13 protein-coding genes are annotated in these 18,788 nt (G+C 62.3%); all 13 read left to right on the top strand.

Annotated features, from left to right (window positions below):
* Window positions 1-154 precede the first annotated feature (154 nt).
* Window positions 155-5,992 (top strand): manganese-oxidizing multicopper oxidase MnxG, encoded by a 5,838-nt coding sequence (gene mnxG, locus ICA15_RS00355; RefSeq protein ID WP_210555526.1) that lies wholly within the window; start codon window positions 155-157, stop codon window positions 5,990-5,992.
* Window positions 5,993-6,475: 483 nt separating this feature from the next.
* Window positions 6,476-8,398, top strand: coding sequence for a YncE family protein (locus tag ICA15_RS00350; protein ID WP_210555527.1), 1,923 nt, complete (start codon window positions 6,476-6,478; stop codon window positions 8,396-8,398).
* Between the two features lie 12 nt (window positions 8,399-8,410).
* Window positions 8,411-9,061, top strand: coding sequence for an SCO family protein (locus ICA15_RS00345; RefSeq protein ID WP_150602309.1), 651 nt, complete (start codon window positions 8,411-8,413; stop codon window positions 9,059-9,061).
* Window positions 9,058-9,678: an SCO family protein gene (locus ICA15_RS00340; RefSeq protein ID WP_150602308.1), complete on the top strand. Its 621-nt coding sequence runs from the start codon at window positions 9,058-9,060 to the stop codon at window positions 9,676-9,678. The genes ICA15_RS00345 and ICA15_RS00340 overlap by 4 nt, the downstream gene beginning before the upstream one ends.
* A gap of 9 nt (window positions 9,679-9,687) precedes the next feature.
* Window positions 9,688-11,238, top strand: coding sequence for an ABC transporter substrate-binding protein (locus tag ICA15_RS00335; RefSeq protein ID WP_210555528.1), 1,551 nt, complete (start codon window positions 9,688-9,690; stop codon window positions 11,236-11,238).
* A gap of 15 nt (window positions 11,239-11,253) precedes the next feature.
* Entirely contained in the window at window positions 11,254-12,015 is a 762-nt protein-coding gene (locus ICA15_RS00330; protein WP_210555529.1) for a SurA N-terminal domain-containing protein, read from the top strand.
* Window positions 12,016-12,236: 221 nt separating this feature from the next.
* On the top strand, window positions 12,237-12,770 hold the full coding sequence (locus ICA15_RS00325; protein ID WP_150602305.1) for a response regulator: 534 nt from the start codon (window positions 12,237-12,239) through the stop codon (window positions 12,768-12,770).
* A gap of 83 nt (window positions 12,771-12,853) precedes the next feature.
* Entirely contained in the window at window positions 12,854-14,560 is a 1,707-nt protein-coding gene (locus ICA15_RS00320) for a GspE/PulE family protein (RefSeq protein ID WP_150602304.1), read from the top strand.
* Window positions 14,541-15,344 carry a hypothetical protein gene (locus ICA15_RS00315; protein ID WP_210555530.1) on the top strand — a complete coding sequence of 268 codons (804 nt, stop codon included), beginning with the start codon at window positions 14,541-14,543 and terminating at the stop codon, window positions 15,342-15,344. Before ICA15_RS00320 ends, ICA15_RS00315 begins: the two co-directional genes overlap by 20 nt.
* A 1-nt stretch (window position 15,345) precedes the next feature.
* Entirely contained in the window at window positions 15,346-15,891 is a 546-nt protein-coding gene (locus tag ICA15_RS00310) for a PilN domain-containing protein (RefSeq protein WP_150616546.1), read from the top strand.
* Window positions 15,878-16,426, top strand: a complete 549-nt coding sequence (locus ICA15_RS00305; protein WP_210555531.1) for a GspMb/PilO family protein — start codon at window positions 15,878-15,880, stop codon at window positions 16,424-16,426. Before ICA15_RS00310 ends, ICA15_RS00305 begins: the two co-directional genes overlap by 14 nt.
* On the top strand, window positions 16,426-16,944 hold the full coding sequence (locus ICA15_RS00300) for a hypothetical protein (protein WP_150602300.1): 519 nt from the start codon (window positions 16,426-16,428) through the stop codon (window positions 16,942-16,944). Before ICA15_RS00305 ends, ICA15_RS00300 begins: the two co-directional genes overlap by 1 nt.
* On the top strand, window positions 16,941-18,788 hold the full coding sequence (locus ICA15_RS00295; RefSeq protein ID WP_210555532.1) for a secretin N-terminal domain-containing protein: 1,848 nt from the start codon (window positions 16,941-16,943) through the stop codon (window positions 18,786-18,788). The genes ICA15_RS00300 and ICA15_RS00295 overlap by 4 nt, the downstream gene beginning before the upstream one ends.

The raw sequence follows: 18,788 nt of genomic DNA, 5'->3' as shown, positions 1-18,788 counted from the left end.
AAGAGTGGGGAATCGGGTGGGGAATATCCCCCGGAATCTCAAGTGATTTAAGTAGGCGGTTGAAAACAAACGGATTTTTTTGTGGCACGCGGATTGCTCCAAGGGTTTTGTCGAGCATCGTTCCCTGCGAGCACCCATTTCGAGGTTTCTGATCATGGCCGGCCTTCATTCCGCTCCGTCCCTCATCAAACTGCTGCTGTTGCTGGCCCCGATGCTCAGCGTCGACGTGGTCAGCGCGGCGGTGCGCTGCGAACGAAACCTGGTGGCCAACGTCGTGGCGTTCGATCAGCCGCTGATGTTCAACCGCCTCGGCGCGCAGAACGCCAACGGCATGATGTTCGCGCTGCGCCGCGACGTGGTCGATGACCACGATGTCTCGCTGGCTTTCGGCGGCGCGGCAGTGCCGGGCAAAGTCTCGTTGCGCGCCGACAAGCGTCCACGGCCACTGGTGCTGCGCGTAGCCGCCGGCGATTGCCTGACGATCAATCTGCAGAACCTGCTCGACTATCAGGCCAACCCGAACAAGCACTTCGAAGTCGAAGGTGAAGAGGAAGGCGAAGAGGGCGTACAGAACGCCAATGCCGGCGAACAATTCAAGGTCGATGAGCAGGTCGCCGACCGCCACGTCGGGTTCCAGGTCAACGGCCTGCAAGCGGTGAACAGCATCGACGATATTTCTTCGTACACCGGCCGCAACGCCAATAGCTTGGTGGTGCCGGGTGCCAGCCGTTCCTATACGTTGTTCGCCGAACGCGAAGGCGCGTTTGCCGTCAGCAGCCGTGGCGCAACTTTCGGTGGCGAGGGCGCCGCGGGTAACGTTGCCAATGGCCTGTTCGGTCAAGTGGTCGTGGTGCCGAAGGGCGGCCGCACTTACCGCAATACGCTTACTGAAGAAGAAATGCGTCTGGCGACTTCGGGGCGCACGCCGGCCGGTCATCCGATCGTCGATTACCAGGCGCGCTACCCGCAGCGCGAACCGTGGCTGCGCGAAGGCAAGGCCGGCACACCGATCATCAATATGGTCGATGGCAACGAAATCATCTCCAGCGAAAGCGATGCCATCGTGATGGGCAGCAACGCTGACGGCAGCTTTCCAGCCAGCACTTATCCGCTGGAGTCGGTGGGCAAACGCAACCCGGCGATCCCCAATCGACTGGAGCCGTTCCGCGATTTTGCCTCGCAGTTCCAGGACGAAACCGCTGCGACTCAAGCCTTTCCTGCCTACTGGGCCGACCCGGTGATGGCGCATGTGCTGGAGCCGACCCGCGACTCGTTCATGATCAACTACGGGTCCGGCGGCATGGGCGCGGAAGTGGTCGCCAACCGGTTGGGCGTGGGACCGATGCACGACTGCCTGTCCTGCGCCTACGAAGAATTCTTCCTCAGCTCGCACACCGTCGGTGACGTGGCGATGCTGGTCGACGTACCGGCCAACGCCGGGCTTGAGAACATCGCGCCGGGGCAGATCCCGCGCGCCGATCAGATTGGCGTCAAGGCAACCATGGCGCTGTATCCGTCTGAACCGTCCAACGTCAACCACAGCTACATCGGTGACTTCGTCAAATTCCGCAACACCCATAACGGTCACGAGCAGCACATTTTCCACCTGCACGGCCATCAGTGGCTGTTCAATCCCAATGACGACAACTCCGATTACGTCGACGCCCAAGGCATCGGTCCGGGCGCCGGTTACACCTATGAAATCGCCAACGGCGGTTCGGGCAATCGCAATCGGGTTGCCGGTGACGCGATCTATCACTGCCACTTCTATCCGCACTTCGCGCAAGGCATGTGGGCCATGTGGCGCGTGCACGACGTCTTCGAAGAGGGCACTCGCCTGGAAGTCTCGCAGCAAGGTGAAGACGGCTATCACAGCGAACCGTTCGCCTTGCGCAGCGGCAAACCGGCAGCGGGTGCACGTGCCTTGCCGGACGGTGAAATCATCGCCGGCACGCCGATCCCGGCCATTGTGCCGCTGCCCGGCAAAGCCATGGCGCCGATGCCCGGTAAAGTGGTCGTTGTACCGAAAATCGGCGAAACCCTGATTGCCGGTAATGACGACGAAGAGGAAGAAGAGGGCGACGACGGCGAACATCACGGCGGCAACGCGGCTGGCCAAGCCATCGGTTCGCTGGCGCTGGTGGACCGCAGCGAAGCCAACCGCAACGCTGATGGCACACTGAAAAACCCTGGCTATCCATTCTGGATCGGCGGCATGGAAAGTTCGGTCGGCCAACGCCCACCCACTCCACCGCTGGACATGCTCGACGCTGCCACCGCACAAGCACTCAAGGCCAGCGGCAAAGCGCTGTGGGCCAACCTTGACCCTGCGCAATCGGGCGGCTGGGATGGCGGTTTGCAGCGCCACACCCTCGACGGCGTATCCGCTGGTGGCGAGGCGAACACCGTGACCACTTCGCTGGATTTCTCCAAGGAAGTCACTCGCGCCAAGCCCATTTATCTGCCGGAAGAAGGCACCGAAGTCGAGCAATCGGCGATGGCCTTCCACGCGAAAAAAGATCACCCAAGCTTTGCCTTGCTGCCCGGCAACCAGGTGGTAGCCAAGGCCTTCCGTACCAACGGTGCCTTGCCGATGGCGGGCGCGCCTTACTACGAACCCTGCATGGATGATCGGGCCAAACGCCTGACCAGCAGCGCCGGCACCGGTGAATTCAACAGCGGCGAACGCATCGACGGCATGTCCTTCACCGGCGCGTCGACCTTTACCGCCGACCGTCCGCGCATCTACAAAGCGGCGAATATTCAGTTCGACGCGGTGTACAACAAGGTTGGCTATCACTTCCCGCAGGCGCGCATTCTGGCGCTGTGGGAAGACGCCTGGCCGGTGATCACCAAGCAGCGTCCGCCAGAGCCGCTGGTAATGCGCATGAACACCTTCGACTGCGTGCAATACCAGCAAACCAACCTGGTGCCGGCCACTTATGAGATGGACGACTATCAGGTGCGTACGCCGACCGACGTGATCGGCCAGCATATTCACCTGCCGAAATGGGACCTGACCTCGGCCGACGGCTCGTCCAATGGCTGGAACTACGAGGATGGCGTGCTCTCACCAGGCGCCGTGCAGGAGCGCATCCACGCGATCCGCGAGTTCAACCAGTGCGAAGGCACCGACCCGCGCGATGGCACGCAAGCATGCCCGAAAGCCAAGGCGCATCCGTTCTTCGGTCAGTACGGACGCAGCGACTGGATGGGCGCACGCACGGCGATGCAACGCTGGTTCGTCGACCCGGTGGTCAATGCCAAAGGTGTTGATCGCGGCCTCGGCACCATCTTCACCCACGACCACCTCGGCCCATCGACGCACCAACAGATCGGGCTTTACGCCACCGTACTCGCGGAACCTGCCGGTTCTACCTGGTTCCACGCCGAAACCGGCGAGCCTCTGTACAGCGGCGCACGTCAGGACGGCGGGCCGACTTCGTGGCAAGCGGTGATCAACACCGGCGACCTCGACGGCGACGGCAAGAACGACAGCTTCCGCGAGTTCTTCCTCGAATACAGTGACTTCCAGCACGCCTATGAAGCCGGCGTGTATGTAGGCGCCGGGCCGAACGGCGTGCCGAACGCGCAAAGCTTCCCGGCCACGGCCGACAGCTTCCGCTACGCGATCAACCCGCCGGTGCGCAACAACGCCAGCACCTTGCTCGACGGCATAGTGGAAGTGCAGGGCGGTCAGGTCCCAGGCTGCCCGAGCCGGCCGTGCCCACAGGCGATCTCGGTGGATGACCCAGGCATGTTCGTCGTCAACTATCGCAACGAGCCGCTGGCCCTGCGCGTCTACGACCCCAACAAACTCGGCCCGGACGGCAAGCGCGGCATGCAGGCTGACGGCCTCGGCGGTGATCTTTCATTTGCCATGCACAGCCGCACTGATCGGGCGATTCCGGCGATGAACCTGGCGCCGAACCTGATCACTTCCGCCACCGGCCCAACCGGCGGCACCACGTTGTTCCCACCGCACATCAACAAGGGCGGCGCGGAACCTGGCGATCCGTTCACGCCGATGTTGCGCACTTACACCGGCGACAACGTGCGGCTGCGGGTGCATGCCGGCGGCCACGAAGAGGAACACAACGTCACCCTGCACGGCGTGAAGTGGCTGCAAAGCGGTTCCGGCTTCGGCAGCAGCTCCAACTCGGGCTGGCGCGCCTCGCAGATGATCGGCATCTCCGAGCAGATGGGCTTCATTGCGCCCGTGTCGATGCTGTCCAGTTCGGCGGCTACCACCGGGGATTATCTGTACTCGATGGACGCCTCGATCGAAGGCTATTGGAGCGGCATCTGGGGCGTGATGCGCAACTACACTGCGCAGCGCAGCGACCTGTTCGCCTTGCCGAACAATGCCAAACCGATGGGGATGCGTAACACCGTGGCGTTCGACGGCAGTTGCCCACGGATCAGCGCCAACCCCAACGGCATCGGCACCCGGCCGACTGTGCAGCGCAACTATGAAGTGGTCGCGGCACTGGCCAACGACATCCTCGGCAACTCGCTGGGCCTGACCATCGGCGACCCGGACGGTATCGGCCAGCATGTCGGCGGGCCATTGAATCCGGCGGGCGGCACCCTGGTCCTGAACTCGCGCACCGTGAGCATTCCACAGGTCACGGTGACCGATCCGGAGGATGGCGAAACCATCACCATCGGCGGCCAGAGCGGGCCGTTGCATGATCCGACCGCGATTCTGTATGTGCGCAAATCTGACCTCGATGCGACAACCGGCAAGCTCAAACCCGGTATCCCGGTCGAACCGCTGGTGCTGCGCGCAGCCGCCGGTGACTGCATCAACATCACCCTGGAAAACCGCCTGCCGAGCATGATGCCCGACCTGACCCAGACTGCGGTGATGCAAGGCATGGTCAAACGCGACCGCAACAGCGGCCAGGGTTCGACCACCTTCAGCAATAACCTGATGCGGCCGTCCAGCCATGTCGGTCTGCATGCGCAACTGCTGGCCTATGACATCACCAAATCCGACGGCGTCAACGTCGGTGCCAACCCGATCCAGACCGTGCCACCGAGAGTCGGCAGCAGCGGCGCGTACCCGACCCGTACTTATCAGTACTACGCCGGGCACCTGGAGCGTGAAGGCAAACCGGTGACTCAGTTGGGCCGCAGTGTCGACAACATCAACGCCACGGCCATCGAGTTCGGCGGCTTGAATTTCACGCCGGCTGACGTGATCAAGCAATCGCAAAAAGGTCTGGGCGGCGCGATGAGCATCCTGCCGATCGGCTCTACCTGGGTCGACGATGCGCGCAAGGCCAATGCCACGGTCACCGCGCCGGGGCAAACCGTCTACCGCGACTTTGCGATGGTCTGGCACAAGGCGTTGAACACTCGCTGGGCCAATGGCCGGCCGGTGGAAGGCATTGCCGCCGAGGGCTTCGGCATGCCGACCGATCCGCAGGACAACTCGAGCATGGCCATCAACTACAAGACCGAGCCGATGTGGTATCGCTTCGGCCTTGCCCCGGATGCACCGTTCGGACATGCCGATGGTGCCGGTTATGGCGACATGGTCAACGCGCACATGGCCTACAGCAACGCGCTGGTCGGCGGTGATCCGCAAACGCCGGTGCTTTACGCCAAACCGGGGCAACCGTTCCGTACGCACATTCTGATGCCAACCGGTGGCAGCCGCGGCAGCACCTTCCAGATGGATGGGCACGTGTGGTCGGTCAACCCGTTCCTGGCCGAGAAGAGTGATGTCGGCGGCTATCCGACGGGGACGCCGGGCGTGGGATCGGTGCGCTTCGGTTACAACCCGATGTCGATGTACATCGGCGCCCGCGAGAGCGTGCTGCCGGCGGCGCACTTCAGCTCGATGATCCCGAGCGCCGGGGGCAGCAACGCGATACCGGGTGATTACCTGTTCCGCGACTACGGCGCCTACGGCAACACCTCGGGCCTGTGGGGATTGTTGCGAGTGACCAACGAGCCAGAACCGGCACCGCCTGCGCAGTAGCTGGATGGTGAGGCAGATGCCCCCATCGCTGGCAAGCCAGCTCCCACAGGTTCAGTGGTTGGCAGAGGGAGTGGGGGATGAATGCAATCCATTGTGGGAGCTGGCTTGCCAGCGATTGGATCGACGCGGTTTTGGATGGTGAAGCAACTGCCGCCATCGCTGGCAAGCCAGCTCCCACAGGTTCAGTGGTTGGCAGAGGGAGTGGGGGATGAATGCAATCCATTGTGGGAGCTGGCTTGCCAGCGATTAGGATCGACGCGGTTTTGGCTAGTGAAGCAGATGCCGCCATCGCTGGCAAGCCAGCTCCCACAGGTTCAGGGGTTAACTGGAAAAGTGCGGGATGAATGCGATCCCTGTAGGAGCCAGCCTGCTGGCGATTGGGATCGACGCGGTTTTGGCTGGTGAGGCAGATGCCGCCATCGCTGGCAGGCCAGCTCCCACAGGGGACGGCGGTGTTTTGCAAATAGAGTCAGGGGAGAGGATATGAACGGGATCATCAGTTTCATCGGTGTTTGTACGCTAGCCATCGCAGGCGCTTTGCTGACGCTTGGCGAGGTTGCGCTGGCGCAGACCGAGCCCGGCCAGACCCTGGCCCGCGACGGCGTGTCGATTGCGTTCAACCTCCAGCCGCTGGCCAGCGACGGCAAGTTGCGTGAAGGCGAGTTTGCCGACGTGCAGTTCCGTGTCACTGACGGCGTGTCAGGCCAGCCATTGTCCGGCGTGGCGCCGGGGGCGTGGATTGATGCGCAGGCGCTGGCCGCCGATCAGGCCCAGGGCCGCGACCAAAGCTGCAAATCCCGCGTCGGCGTGTACCTCAAATCCAACATCGGCGCGCGGCCACTACTCGACCTCAACAGCTATTTCCTGCTGGTGATGAACCGCGATGCCAGTGTGGCGGTGGTCGACCCCTCAGTATCGGTCGGCGGCATCACCAGCACCCTGGCGCGCATCGAACTCAAGCAGCCGCCGATGGATTGGGTCACGCCCAAAGACAACAAACGCGTGTTCATCTCGATGCCAGCGGCCGGCGAAGTGGCGGTGATCGACAGCGAACAATTCAAAGTCATCGATTCGATCAGCGCCGGCAGCCAACCGGTGCGGGTGGCGCTGCAACCCGATGAACGCCTGCTGTGGGTTGGCAACAACGCCGCCAAACCCAAAGAATCCGGCGTCACTGTGATCGATGCCCAAAGCCTGAAACCGCTCAAACACCTGGCAACCGGCCTCGGTCACCACGAAATCACCTTCAGCAAGGACAGCCGTTTCGCCTTTGTCAGCAATCGCGACGACGGCACCCTGAGCGTGGTCGATGTCGCCAGCCTGAGCATCGTCGAGCAAATCAAGACTGGCTCCAGCCCGCTTTCGGTGGCGTACTCGCCATTGTCCGGCGCGGTGTACGTCGCCGATGGCAAGGACGGCACGGTGACGGTGGTCGACAGTGCCAGCCACAGCGTGCGCCGGGTGATCAAACTGCAACAGGGGCTCGGCCCGATGGGCTTCAGCGCCGACGGGCGTTTCGGTGTGGTGCTCAACACCGTGGAGAACCGCGCGACGGTGATTGATGCCTCCACCGATGCCGCTATCCATGACCTGGACGTGTCCGCCGAACCCTACCAAGTGGTGTTCACCAAGGCCTACGCCTACGTGCGCGGATTGGCCTCGCCAAAAGTCACCATGATCAACCTGGCCTCGCTCGGCGAGGGCCGCCAGCCGATCAGCCAAGGCTTCGAAGCCGGCCCGCAAGCGCCGCGCATGGCCGGGGACTTGCCGCTCGCCTCAAGCCTCGCGGTGTCGCGCGATGACAACGCGGTGTTTGTGGTCAACCCGGTGGACAACACCACCTATTTCTACGCCGAAGGCATGAACGCGCCGATGTCCGGTTACCCCAATCGCGGGCAGATCGCCCGTGCCGCGATGGTCATCGACCGCAGCCTGCGCGAGGTCTCGCCGGGGCTGTACAGCGCGCGAGTGAAACTGCCGGCGGCGGGGCGTTTCGACGTGGCATTCCTGCTCAATCAACCGAACATCATCCATTGCTTCACCGCGCAGATCGAACCAGACGGCATGCCGGAAAAACATGTCGGCGTGCCAAAGGTCGAGTTCCTTCTGGACACGACCGCCGTCGCGCTCAACGACCCCTACGTGGTGCGTTTTCGCATCGTGCAGGGCAAGCAGAAAATCCAGCGCAGCGGCGTCAAGGATGTGCAGTTGCGCTACTTCCTCGCGCCGACTTCACACCCCCGCGAAGTGGCCGCGCAGGAAGTTGCCGATGGCGTGTACGAAGCGCCCGTGACCCTCGACCGCAGCGGCGCCTGGTATTTGCATGTGCGCGCGGCATCGCTGGGTGCCGGGTTCGATGACAAGACATTTGCCAGTGTTCGGGTCACCCCCGGCCAGACTCAGTGAGAGGACATCACCATGAAAGACATCACTTGCCGTGGCTTGCTCAGCCTGTGTCTGCTGGCCGTCAGCGTCCAGCAAGTCCAGGCGCATTCGGCGGATGAACACGCCGGCCACACCGCACCCGCCAGCAGCACGCAGGAACACGCCCAGGTGAAATTCGCCAACGTGCCGCTGCTCGATCAGAACGGCAAAACCGTGCGTCTGGAGCAAGATCTGGTGCAGGGCAAAATCGTCGTCATCAGCTTTATCTACACCAGTTGCACCACGGTCTGCCCGGTGGTTTCGTCGATTATGGGCAAGGTGCAGAAACAGCTCGGCGCGCGGGTTGGCAACGAAGTGCAGTTGGTGTCGATCAGCATCGACCCGCAACGCGATGACCCCAAGCGCCTGCAGGATTACGCCCGCGCGTTCCAGAAAGGTCCGGGCTGGAGCTGGCTGACCGGTTCGCCACAATCGATCAATGAAACCCTCAAAGGTTTGGGCAGTTTCAGCGGCGACTTGAAGAGCCATCAGCCACTGATCCTCGTCGGCGACGGCAACAGCCGCCACTGGATGCGCTACTACGGCTTCACCGACCCGACAGTGCTGGCCAAGGAAGTCGAGAAACTCAGCGGCCAGCGCACTCATGCCAAACACACCGCCATCGCCATGGAGCAACAGCCATGAGAATGCTCGACTGGATCGCGCTCACCGTGTGTTTTTGGGTGTTCAGCAATGTCGCGTTTGCCCACGAGGGGCATGCCCCTGAGCCGTCAACCGCGGTTGCCGCCGCGCCCGCCAAGGGTACCCACGACGCGCAAGCCTGGTTCACCGATACGCCGCTGCAAAATCAGCACGGCGAAACTCTGCGCTTCTACAGTGATGCGCTGCAAAACCGCGTGGTGCTGCTCAACGTGATTTTCACCAGTTGCAACGACGCCTGCCCGTTGATCACGCGCAAGCTCAAGGAAGTCCGCGAGCTGCTCGGTGACAAGGCCGACGGCATCACCTTCATTTCCCTTACCAGTGATCCGCTGCGCGATACGCCGGCGGTGCTCAAGGCTTACACCTTGAAACAGGGTTCCGATGACCCTCATTGGCTTTTTCTCACCGGCGACAAGGCGCAGATGGATCTGGTGCTGAGCCGTATCGGCCAGATCGTGCCGACGCCTGAGCAACATTCCACACAGTTGATCGTCGGCGATGTCGCCAACAAACGCTGGAGCAAGATTCGCCCCGATGCGCCGGCCGCCGCCATTGCCCAGCGCCTGCAATTGCTGACAATGCCCGTGGCCGGTCGCTGAGTCCGCGCCATGAACAGCGCCCGCGTCCTCGCCCTGATCCTGCTCGCGAGCGTCAGCCTCGGCGCGGTGGCATTGCCGCTGACGCCGGAGGAGGCGGCTGGCAAACGCCTGTACCGTGAAGGTCTGTCGGCCAGCGGTGAAGCGATCATGGCGCGGGTCGGCGCGGCGGATATGTTGCTGCCGGCCACCAGTCTGCCGTGCGCCAATTGTCATGGCGCCGACGGCCTCGGTCGACCCGAAGGCGGGGTGCGTCCGCCGCAGTTGAGTTGGTCGCGACTGACCAGCGCTTACGGCCAGCAACAGGTCAACGGCCGCAACTATCCGGCCTACAACGATGCAAGCCTTGCGACAGTCATTCAGCAGGGCCGCGACCCCGGCAACAACCGCCTCGACCCGAGCATGCCGCGCTTTGTGCTGTCGATGAAGGATCAGCGCAATCTCACCGCTTACCTCAAACGCCTTGCCGATGAACGCGACCCCGGCCTCGATGCCGAGACCTTGCATCTGGGCACGTTGCTGCCCAGCCAGGGGCCACTGGCCGAGGAGGGCGCGACGGTCGCAGCGGTGCTCAACGGCAGCGTGGCGCGGATCAATGAGGCTGGCGGGATTCACGGCCGGCAACTGCGCCTGACCATCGCCGATCCTGGCGCTGATCGCACCAGTGCCGAACAAGCGCTCAAACGCCTGATCGACGATGAACAAGTGTTCGCCCTGATCGCGCCGATGGCCCCGGCATTGGGCAGCGAACTGGCCCCGCGGCTGGAACAGGCTGGCGTGCCGCTGATCGGCACGTTGTCGTTGCTCGGAGCGGTGCAGGCCAGTCCACAAATTTTCGAGCCGTTGCCGGGCTTGCGTGAACAGCTGATCGCTCTGGCCGATTACGCGACCGCCAGCCTGCGCGTGTTGCAAGGGCCGACACTGATCGCTTATCTCGACGACCCGGCGCAGGCGCAGACAGCCAAAGTGCTTGGCGAGTATTTGCACAGGAACGGCTGGCAGAACGTCCAGATTCAGGCCTACGACCCGACAGGTGACAGCTTGCCGCTGGGCTCGCGCTCGGTGTTCTATCTGGGCAGCGGCGGCGGCTTCAGCCATTTGGCGGCGGGTTTGCAGCGTGCCGGGCAGGTGCCGTATCTGTTCGCGGCGTCGAGCCAGGTGGCCGGGGATCTGTTGAACGTGCCGCAAGGATTTTCACGGCGGGTGTTTCTCGCCTATCCCTTTGTCCCCAGTGACTGGACCCAGACCGGGCGCATGGCCCTGACGCTGCTGCGCGAGCATCAAGGCCTCGGCGCCCAGCATGCGGTGCTGCAAGTCGGCGCTTACGCCTCGATGCTGCTGCTCGGCGAAGGCATGAAGCAGGCCGGACGTGACGCCAGCCGCGAGAAACTGGTGGCAGCGCTGGAAGGCCTGCACGACTTCGACACCGGCCTGACCCCGCGCATCAGCTTCGGCCCCGGACGACGTCTGGGCTTGAGCGGCGCACATGTGGTCACCGTGGATTTGCCCGATCAGCGTTTCTATCTGGTTGCACCCTACAAACCGATTGTCGCCAGCCCCTGAATGGAGGCTCTGCTCATGAAGCTCAAGATGCTGTTAATACTGCTGACGTGCTGGTTGCCGATGGCTTTCGCCAGTAATGGTCCGGCGGCTGCGCGGGTCAATGGCGAAGAGATTTCCGAGTTTCGTCTTGAGCGATTTTTTGCCGAATACCTGGAGGATCAGGGCCGCGCAGTGGCGAGCATTCGCAGTCCCAAGGCCTATAAACAGCTGCGTCAGGCCGCACTCGATGCGCTGATAGACAAGGAATTGCTCTGGCAGGAATCACGCAAACGCGGCCTGCAAATCGATGACCAAACGGTGCAGCAGCAAGTCGAGCAAACCCGCCAGGCCATCGGCGGCAACGATCGATTCGTGCGGCGTTTGCAGGATGCCGGTTTCGATGAAGCCTCGTTCACCGAGTACACCCGCCGTGAACTGGCCGCGCAGCAAATGTTCGCCCAACTGATCCGCGCCAACACTTTGCAACCGCGGCACCTGCTGGTTCGGGTCGAACCGCAAGCGGATGCCGCCACAGATGCGGCGGCGCGTCTACGCTTGATGAAGATGCGAGCTTCTATCATTGATGGCGCAATCTTCGCCAGCGATGCGGTACGCTCGCCATTCGGCTGGCATTTGATCTATGTGGCGAACCACTTGGAGGCGGGCGATGTCCCAGATTTGCAGGGGCTTGAAACAGCTCGGACGCAGCGCGCCCGACAGCAGCAGACCCAGGCTCGTCGCCAGGTGCTCGCGCAATTACGGGCGCAGAACAGGATTGAACGAACTGACGACGATTGAAGGTTCCCCCCCAACAGTGGGGAATGGCTTCGATGCCCATTCAGGTGCTTCCCCGTTTCTGGGGAACGGGGTACCTGGACGAGCGGGCATTGTCATGAAATTCAAGGACATGAAGACTTAAATTTACCGGCACTCAGCCTGGCATGAAGTGTGCGTTAGCCATTGTAAGGCGCACTTCAGCGGGTTCAGTTTTCGGACTTGCAGGTTTCAAGGAGTCGACCTTGGTTAACAAAGTACTGGTTGTCGAAGACGAACAGCTGCTTGCACAGAACCTGCAGGATTATCTGTCGGCGCAAGGGCTGGACGTCCGGATTGCACATGACGGCGCGACGGGTATCGGCTTGGCCGAGGCGTTCGCTCCCCAAGTGTTGGTGTTCGATTACCGCTTGCCCGATATGGAAGGCTTTGAGGTGCTCGACGCGGTCCGCCAGAACAGGACGTGCCATTTTGTGCTGATAACGGGTCACCCGACCGCTGAAGTCTGTGAGCGGGCGCGGCAACTGGACGTCAGCCACATCCTGTTCAAACCGTTTCCATTGGCGGAACTGGCCCGAGCTGTCTGCGACCTTCTGGGCATCCAGCGCGAAGCGAAACCCGGTGCGAGCCCTTCCGAGGGCTTCGTCGAACGACGCCAGAGCAGGACCGAGAGCTTCCCGTTGCAGTTGTACGATGGCAGTTGGGTGCTGGCGGATCGCCGAAGAAACAGGTTGGCGACCCTGGCACCGGACGACGATCAAATGCTCACCGGGGAGTAATGGCGCGATAGACGTTCCGGCACTCGCCGCAATTGCCTCCCGCGCCGTCAGGGCCTCAAGCCCCGGGTGTTGGAGAGCAAGCCATGGATCGTCTGTCCGTTGTCGTCGAACCGCAGGTTGCGCAAAGCGTTGCATCCAGTTTTTCAAGTGAACAACTGTCCCAGGCCCGGGCGCGGGCCGCCAGTTCCGGCGAACGGGTGCTGGATGCGCTCGGCGTGCTCTGCGAACTGGCGCCGATGCCGTTCATTGATTGCCTCGGCGCGACCCTGCATTACCCGGTGCTCGACACCGACGGCCTGTTTGCCGCGACTCCGGTATTTGACCGGGTCACTCTCGCACAATGCCTCAAGCGTGAATTCATCCTGCTGCGCCACAACGACGAAGTCATCGGTGTGTTCGCCGACCCCTTCGATTCGGCGCGGCTGGCCTGGATCGACGACTGCCTGCACGGCGCGCCGCTGTATCTGGTGCACGCCGACGACCTCAAGGCTTATCTGGCTCGCCACGAAGAAAGCTTCCACGCCGTCGAATCGCTGAACGCCCAGGGCGACACCCACAGCGAAATCGACACCCTGCAAAGCCTGTCCCTGACCAGCATCAGCGAAGACGCCAGCAGCGTGGTGAAACTGGTCAACTCGACCCTTTACGACGCGCTGAAAATGCACGCCAGTGACATCCATCTCGGCACCACTGGCCACGGTCTGGTGATCAAGTACCGCATCGACGGCGTGCTCAACAACATCAGCAAGGTTCAGGGCGCCGAGTTCGCCGAGCAGGTGATCTCGCGGGTCAAAGTCATGGCGGAACTGGATATTGGCGAGAAGCGCGTGCCGCAGGACGGCCGTTTCAAGATAGGCATCAGTGGCCGGCAGATCGATTTTCGCGTGTCGATCATGCCGAGCATCTTTGGCGAAGACGCGGTGTTGCGGGTGCTCGACAAACAGGATCTGGCCGACAAGGTCTGCGGCGTGCAATTGCAGGCGCTGGGCTTTGAAGACGAGACCCTGCGCCAGCTCCGTCGCCTCGCCGCCGAACCCTATGGCATGGTGCTGGTGACCGGCCCCACCGGCAGCGGCAAGACCACCACGCTGTACGCGATGATCACCGAGATCAACCACGGTGTGGACAAGATCATCACCATCGAAGACCCGGTCGAATACCAGTTGCCCGGCGTCCTGCAGATCCCCGTCAACGAGAAAAAAGGCCTGACCTTCGCCCGTGGTCTGCGCTCGATCCTGCGTCACGACCCGGACAAGATCATGGTCGGTGAAATCCGCGATCCGGACACCGCGCAGATCGCCGTGCAATCGGCACTCACCGGCCACCTGGTGTTCACCACCATCCACGCCAACAACGTCTTCGACGTGATTGGCCGCTTCACCCAAATGGAAATCGACCCCTACAGCCTGGTCTCGGCGCTCAACGCGATTCTCGCTCAGCGCCTGATTCGACTGGTGTGCGCCAGTTGCAGCACGCCGGTCAATCCGAGCGATGAAGAACTGCGCGCCTCGGGCCTCGATCCGCAGAAAGTCGATCATTACCACTTCGTCCACGGCAAGGGCTGCGGTCACTGCCGGGGCAGCGGTTATCGCGGGCGCACGGCAATTGCCGAGCTGCTGCACCTGGACGACGAACTGCGCCAGATGATCGTCGAGCGCCAACCGATTACCAAAATCAAAGCCCTGGCTTGTGCCCGTGGTTTGCGCCTGTTGCGCGAATCGGCGCTGGAGCTGGTGGAGCAAGGTCGGACCACGCTGGAGGAGATCAATCGTGTCACTTTTATCGCGTGATCAATTTGTCGCCGTGCTCGGCGCCAGCGGTGTCGGCCTGGGGCAGCGGCGGGGTAGCGAAACCTTGTGGCTGGGCAGCGTCGGTTACATCGACGAAGGCTTCCAGAGCTACGCGGTGGCGCTGGATACCCTTGACCGTCTGCTCGGTGAACACGCCCGTGCCGGTGCCGAGTTGAGCGTGGTGATTTCCAGTCACTTCTGCCGGTTCTGCCTGGTGCCGTGGAGCGCGCACATCAGCAGCCCTGAGGAGCTGCGCGGCTTCGCACAACTGTGTTTCGAAGACCTGTTTGGCGCACCGACGCAAACCTGGGGGTTGGTGCTGTCCGCCGAACCGGCAGGGTGCGACCGCATCGCCAGCGCCTTGCCGCAAGACTTGCTTGATCGCCTGCGGGCCCTGGTCAGCGGTCGCCGTCTGCGCCTGAATTCGGTGCAGCCGTATCTGATGACGGCGTTCAACCGTTTCGATAAAAGCCTCGAGGTCGGCGACTTCTTGTTCGTTGTCGCCGAACCGCAGCGCAGCGTTCTGCTGCTGGCGCGGGAAGGGCGCTGGGCCGGCGTGCGCTCGGTGGGTGGCAGCGACAGCGACGCGGCGCTCAATGCCTTGATCGGCCGCGAACGGCAATTGCAGGCGTCGACCAGCGAACGCGCCTTCAACGTTTATCTGCATGCACCGGCGCGCCTCGATGCGCAGCCGCAAGTGGCGGGCGTGCAATTGCGCACCCTCGAAGACAACGCGATGACCGTGCGTGACGGCTTGTACGTCATGTCCCGGGCGGTGGCCTGACATGCGCGCCCTGAATCTCGACTTTCAGCCACGTCGCCGTTCCGGCCCGTTGGGCTGGAGCCTGCTCGGCGGCGGTGTGTTGCTGGCGCTGCTGTGTCTGGGCGTGCAACAGCATCTCGATACCCAAGCCGAACAGCAGCAAGGTCATTTGCAAACCACGCAACGCCAGCTCACCGGCGACAGTGCAAGTAAAAGCACCTTGAGCCCGGCCGAAACCCGCGAGCAGGCGCAGAACCTCGCCGAAATGCGCAAGGTCTCGCAGCAGTTGCGCCGCCCTTGGGAACGTCTGTTTGCGATGCTCGAAAGCATGCCGCGCGACGATGTTGCCTTGCTGACCCTGACCCCGGATGCCCGCAAGGGGCAAGTGCGGATCAGCGCTGAAGCGCGTGATCTGCCAGCGATGCTGGATTTCCACAAGCGCCTGGAGGCCAGTGACGAGCTGTCCGACGTGTCGCTGCTCAGCCATGAAATCGTCGTCAAATCGCCGGAGCAACCGGTGCAATTCAACCTGTCGGCGACTTGGGAGATTGGCGATGCGAATCCCTAGACTGATCGTTCACGAATATCTGCAAGGCCTCGGCCTGCCGGGCCTGTCCGGGCTGGCGCTGGTATTGATCGCGCTGGCCTGGGCACTGGGCAGCTTGCTGCCGGGCTGGCAATCGTTGCAGCACCTCAGCCAGCAGACGCATGAAGCCAGTGCCTACCTGGCCAAAGTCGAGGATGGCAGCATCGCGCCGCCCGTGGTGCCGCAACGCCAACTCGATGATTTTCGCAACAAACTGCCGTCGCAACCGCAGGCCACCGTGGCCATCGACCGCATCTACGCCCTTGCGGCGCAAGAACACATCACCCTGGCGCGCGGTGAATACGCCCTCGGCATCGATCCGAAAACCCATCTGGCGCGCTATCAGATCCTCTTGCCGGTGCGCGGCAGTTACCCGCAACTGCGCCGCTTCCTGCACGCCTTGCTCGGCCAGTTGCCGGCGGTGGTGGTGGAAGACGTCGAGTTTCAACGCAAGAAAATTGGCGACACCGACCTCAATGGCCGGATCCGTATGACCCTTTATCTGTCGAGGTCGTGATGAATACCAAGCGCGTGACGGGTTGGGTGGCGTTCTTTGGCGTGACGGCCGCGCTGGCCTGGTTGCCGGAATATTTTTCGCCGAGCGACGACGCGGATTCGGCTGATGTTGCTGTGGCCACCCCGGCGAAAACCGCCGCCCGTGGCGCCTTGCCGGCAAACACCACAAAGGCCAAAACAGCAGCCATCAAGGACCTGACCCCGGCGGGCGATCTGTTCGCCGGGAAATCGTGGAAGGCCGCGCCAACCCTGGCCACGGTCACCGAAACAGCCGTCAATCTCACACCCGTGGTGCAAGCCCCGAGCCTGCCACCGGTGCCGTTTCAGTTCGTCGGCAAGCTGCATGACCGCAGCGACCTGCAAGTGTTTTTGCAGAACGGCGAAAAAATCTACGTCGTGCGCAACGGGGATGTGATCGACGACACCTGGAAGATCACCGGCATTTCCGATCTGGAACTGAGTCTGGTCTACCTGCCTTTGCATTTGTCGCAGACCTTGTCTGTGGGGAGTACGCAATGAACCGATCCCGTTTGCTGATGAGCCTTGGCCTGTGTGCCGGGCTGACGGCGTGCAGCTCCGCGCAAGTGGCCAACAAGGAAGCCGCCGACCTGATCGAACAGGGCCAGTACGAGGCGGGTCTGGCGCGGGTCGAGGAAGGTTTGCGCGAAAATCCGCGTGATACCGAACTGCACCTGCTGCTCAACAGCGGCCGGGCCAAAGCCATCACCGCGCTGCTGACATCAGGCGACACCGACCGCTCACGCCGCGATTTCGCTTCGGCCCGCACCGCTTACAGTCGCGTGCTGACCATCGAGCCGAACAACCGCCGCGCGCAGGATGCGCTGCGTCAACTCGAATACCTGCGCAGCATGGACGAGAAACTAGAACTGGCCCGGGGTGACCTGCGTCGCGGCGACATTTACGGCGCCGACCGCCAGGTCAAACAGATCCTCGAACTCGACCCGAAAAACGACGGCGCGCTGGAGCTGCAAGGCAACATCCGTCTGGTGCAGAGCCGCAACGTGATTGCCTATCCGCAACTGCGCACCAAGCTCGACCGGCCGGTGACCCTGGAATTTCGCGACGCCAACCTCAAGACCATTTTCGAAGTGCTGTCGCAGGTCGCCGGGCTGAATTTTATCTTCGACAAAGACCTGCGTCCGGACATGAAAGCCACAATCTTCGTGCGTGACGTGCGTATCGAAGATGCTGTGGCGTTGCTGCTGCAACAAAATCAGCTGCATCAGAAAGTGGTCAACGAAAACACCTTGCTGATCTACCCGGACTCGCCGCAGAAAGTGAAGGATTACCAGGAATTGGTGATGCGCACCTTTTACCTGACCAGCATTGACGCCAACACCGCGCTGAACATGGTCAAGACCATGCTCAAGACTCGCGACGTATTCGTCGACGAACGCCTCAATACCCTGACCATGCGCGACACCGAAGACGCCGTGCGCATGGCCGAAAAACTTCTGCAATCGCAAGACCAGTCCAACCCGGAAGTGGTGCTCGAAGTTGAAGTGATGGAGGTTGCCACCCAGCGCATTCTCGACCTCGGCCTGCAATGGCCAAACACTTTCGGCGTGGTCAACAGCGACGGCTCGGCGGTGACGCTGCTCGATCAGCTCAAGGGCATCAACTCCAGCCGCATCAGCATCTCGCCATCGCCGCAAGCCAAGATCAACGCGCAGGACAACGACATCAATACCTTGGCAAGCCCGGTGATCCGCGTCAGCAACCGTGAACAGGCGCGTATCCACATCGGTCAGCGCGTGCCGATCATCAGTGCCACTTCGGTGCCGTCGACCCAAGGCCCGGTGATCACCGAAAGCGTCACTTACCTGGATGTCGGTCTGAAACTCGAAGTGCAGCCGACCGTGCATTTGAACAATGAAGTGGCGATCAAGATCGCTCTGGAAGTGAGTAACGCCACGCCGCTGGAACCGACCCGCCAGGGCACGATTCCGGTGCAGGTCGACACCCGCAATGCGCAGACCACGCTGCGCCTGCACGACGGCGAAACACAGATCCTCGCGGGGCTGATGCGCAACGACCACGGCGCGACCGGCAACAAAATTCCGGGTCTGGGCGATATTCCGGGTCTGGGCCGCTTGTTCGGCAGCAACAAGGACACCGTCGGCAAGTCGGAGCTGGTGCTGTCGATCACCCCACGGATCGTGCGCAACCTGCCGTACCAGAGCCCGTCGGACATGGAGTTCTCCACCGGCACCGAAACCAGCATGCACATTCAGGCGCCGGATCGTTCGATGCAGACCTCCACCACGCCAACGCCATCCGCACAGCCTCGTGCTGTCGGTGAGTCGGCCGTGGCGACCCGTGTCACTGTCGAGAAGCCTTGA

Origin of the sequence: Pseudomonas sp. P116, from assembly GCF_020149425.1 — a bacterium.
In the GTDB taxonomy this organism is placed as follows: domain Bacteria; phylum Pseudomonadota; class Gammaproteobacteria; order Pseudomonadales; family Pseudomonadaceae; genus Aquipseudomonas; species Aquipseudomonas anatoliensis.
Note: the sequence above shows the minus strand (reverse complement) of the source record. Positions and strands in the feature narration are given on the sequence as shown.

Excerpts from the sequence above, each read along its gene's own strand:
- ICA15_RS00350 (WP_210555527.1), top strand. The coding sequence starts at position 6,476 with ATGAACGGGATCATCAGTTTCATCGGTGTTTGTACGCTAGCCATCGCA.
- ICA15_RS00305 (WP_210555531.1), top strand. The coding sequence starts at position 15,878 with ATGCGAATCCCTAGACTGATCGTTCACGAATATCTGCAAGGCCTCGGC.
- ICA15_RS00300 (WP_150602300.1), top strand. The coding sequence starts at position 16,426 with ATGAATACCAAGCGCGTGACGGGTTGGGTGGCGTTCTTTGGCGTGACG.
- mnxG (WP_210555526.1), top strand. The coding sequence starts at position 155 with ATGGCCGGCCTTCATTCCGCTCCGTCCCTCATCAAACTGCTGCTGTTG.
- ICA15_RS00320 (WP_150602304.1), top strand. The coding sequence starts at position 12,854 with ATGGATCGTCTGTCCGTTGTCGTCGAACCGCAGGTTGCGCAAAGCGTT.
- ICA15_RS00340 (WP_150602308.1), top strand. The coding sequence starts at position 9,058 with ATGAGAATGCTCGACTGGATCGCGCTCACCGTGTGTTTTTGGGTGTTC.
- ICA15_RS00330 (WP_210555529.1), top strand. The coding sequence starts at position 11,254 with ATGAAGCTCAAGATGCTGTTAATACTGCTGACGTGCTGGTTGCCGATG.
- ICA15_RS00345 (WP_150602309.1), top strand. The coding sequence starts at position 8,411 with ATGAAAGACATCACTTGCCGTGGCTTGCTCAGCCTGTGTCTGCTGGCC.
- ICA15_RS00310 (WP_150616546.1), top strand. The coding sequence starts at position 15,346 with ATGCGCGCCCTGAATCTCGACTTTCAGCCACGTCGCCGTTCCGGCCCG.
- ICA15_RS00295 (WP_210555532.1), top strand. The coding sequence starts at position 16,941 with ATGAACCGATCCCGTTTGCTGATGAGCCTTGGCCTGTGTGCCGGGCTG.
- ICA15_RS00335 (WP_210555528.1), top strand. The coding sequence starts at position 9,688 with ATGAACAGCGCCCGCGTCCTCGCCCTGATCCTGCTCGCGAGCGTCAGC.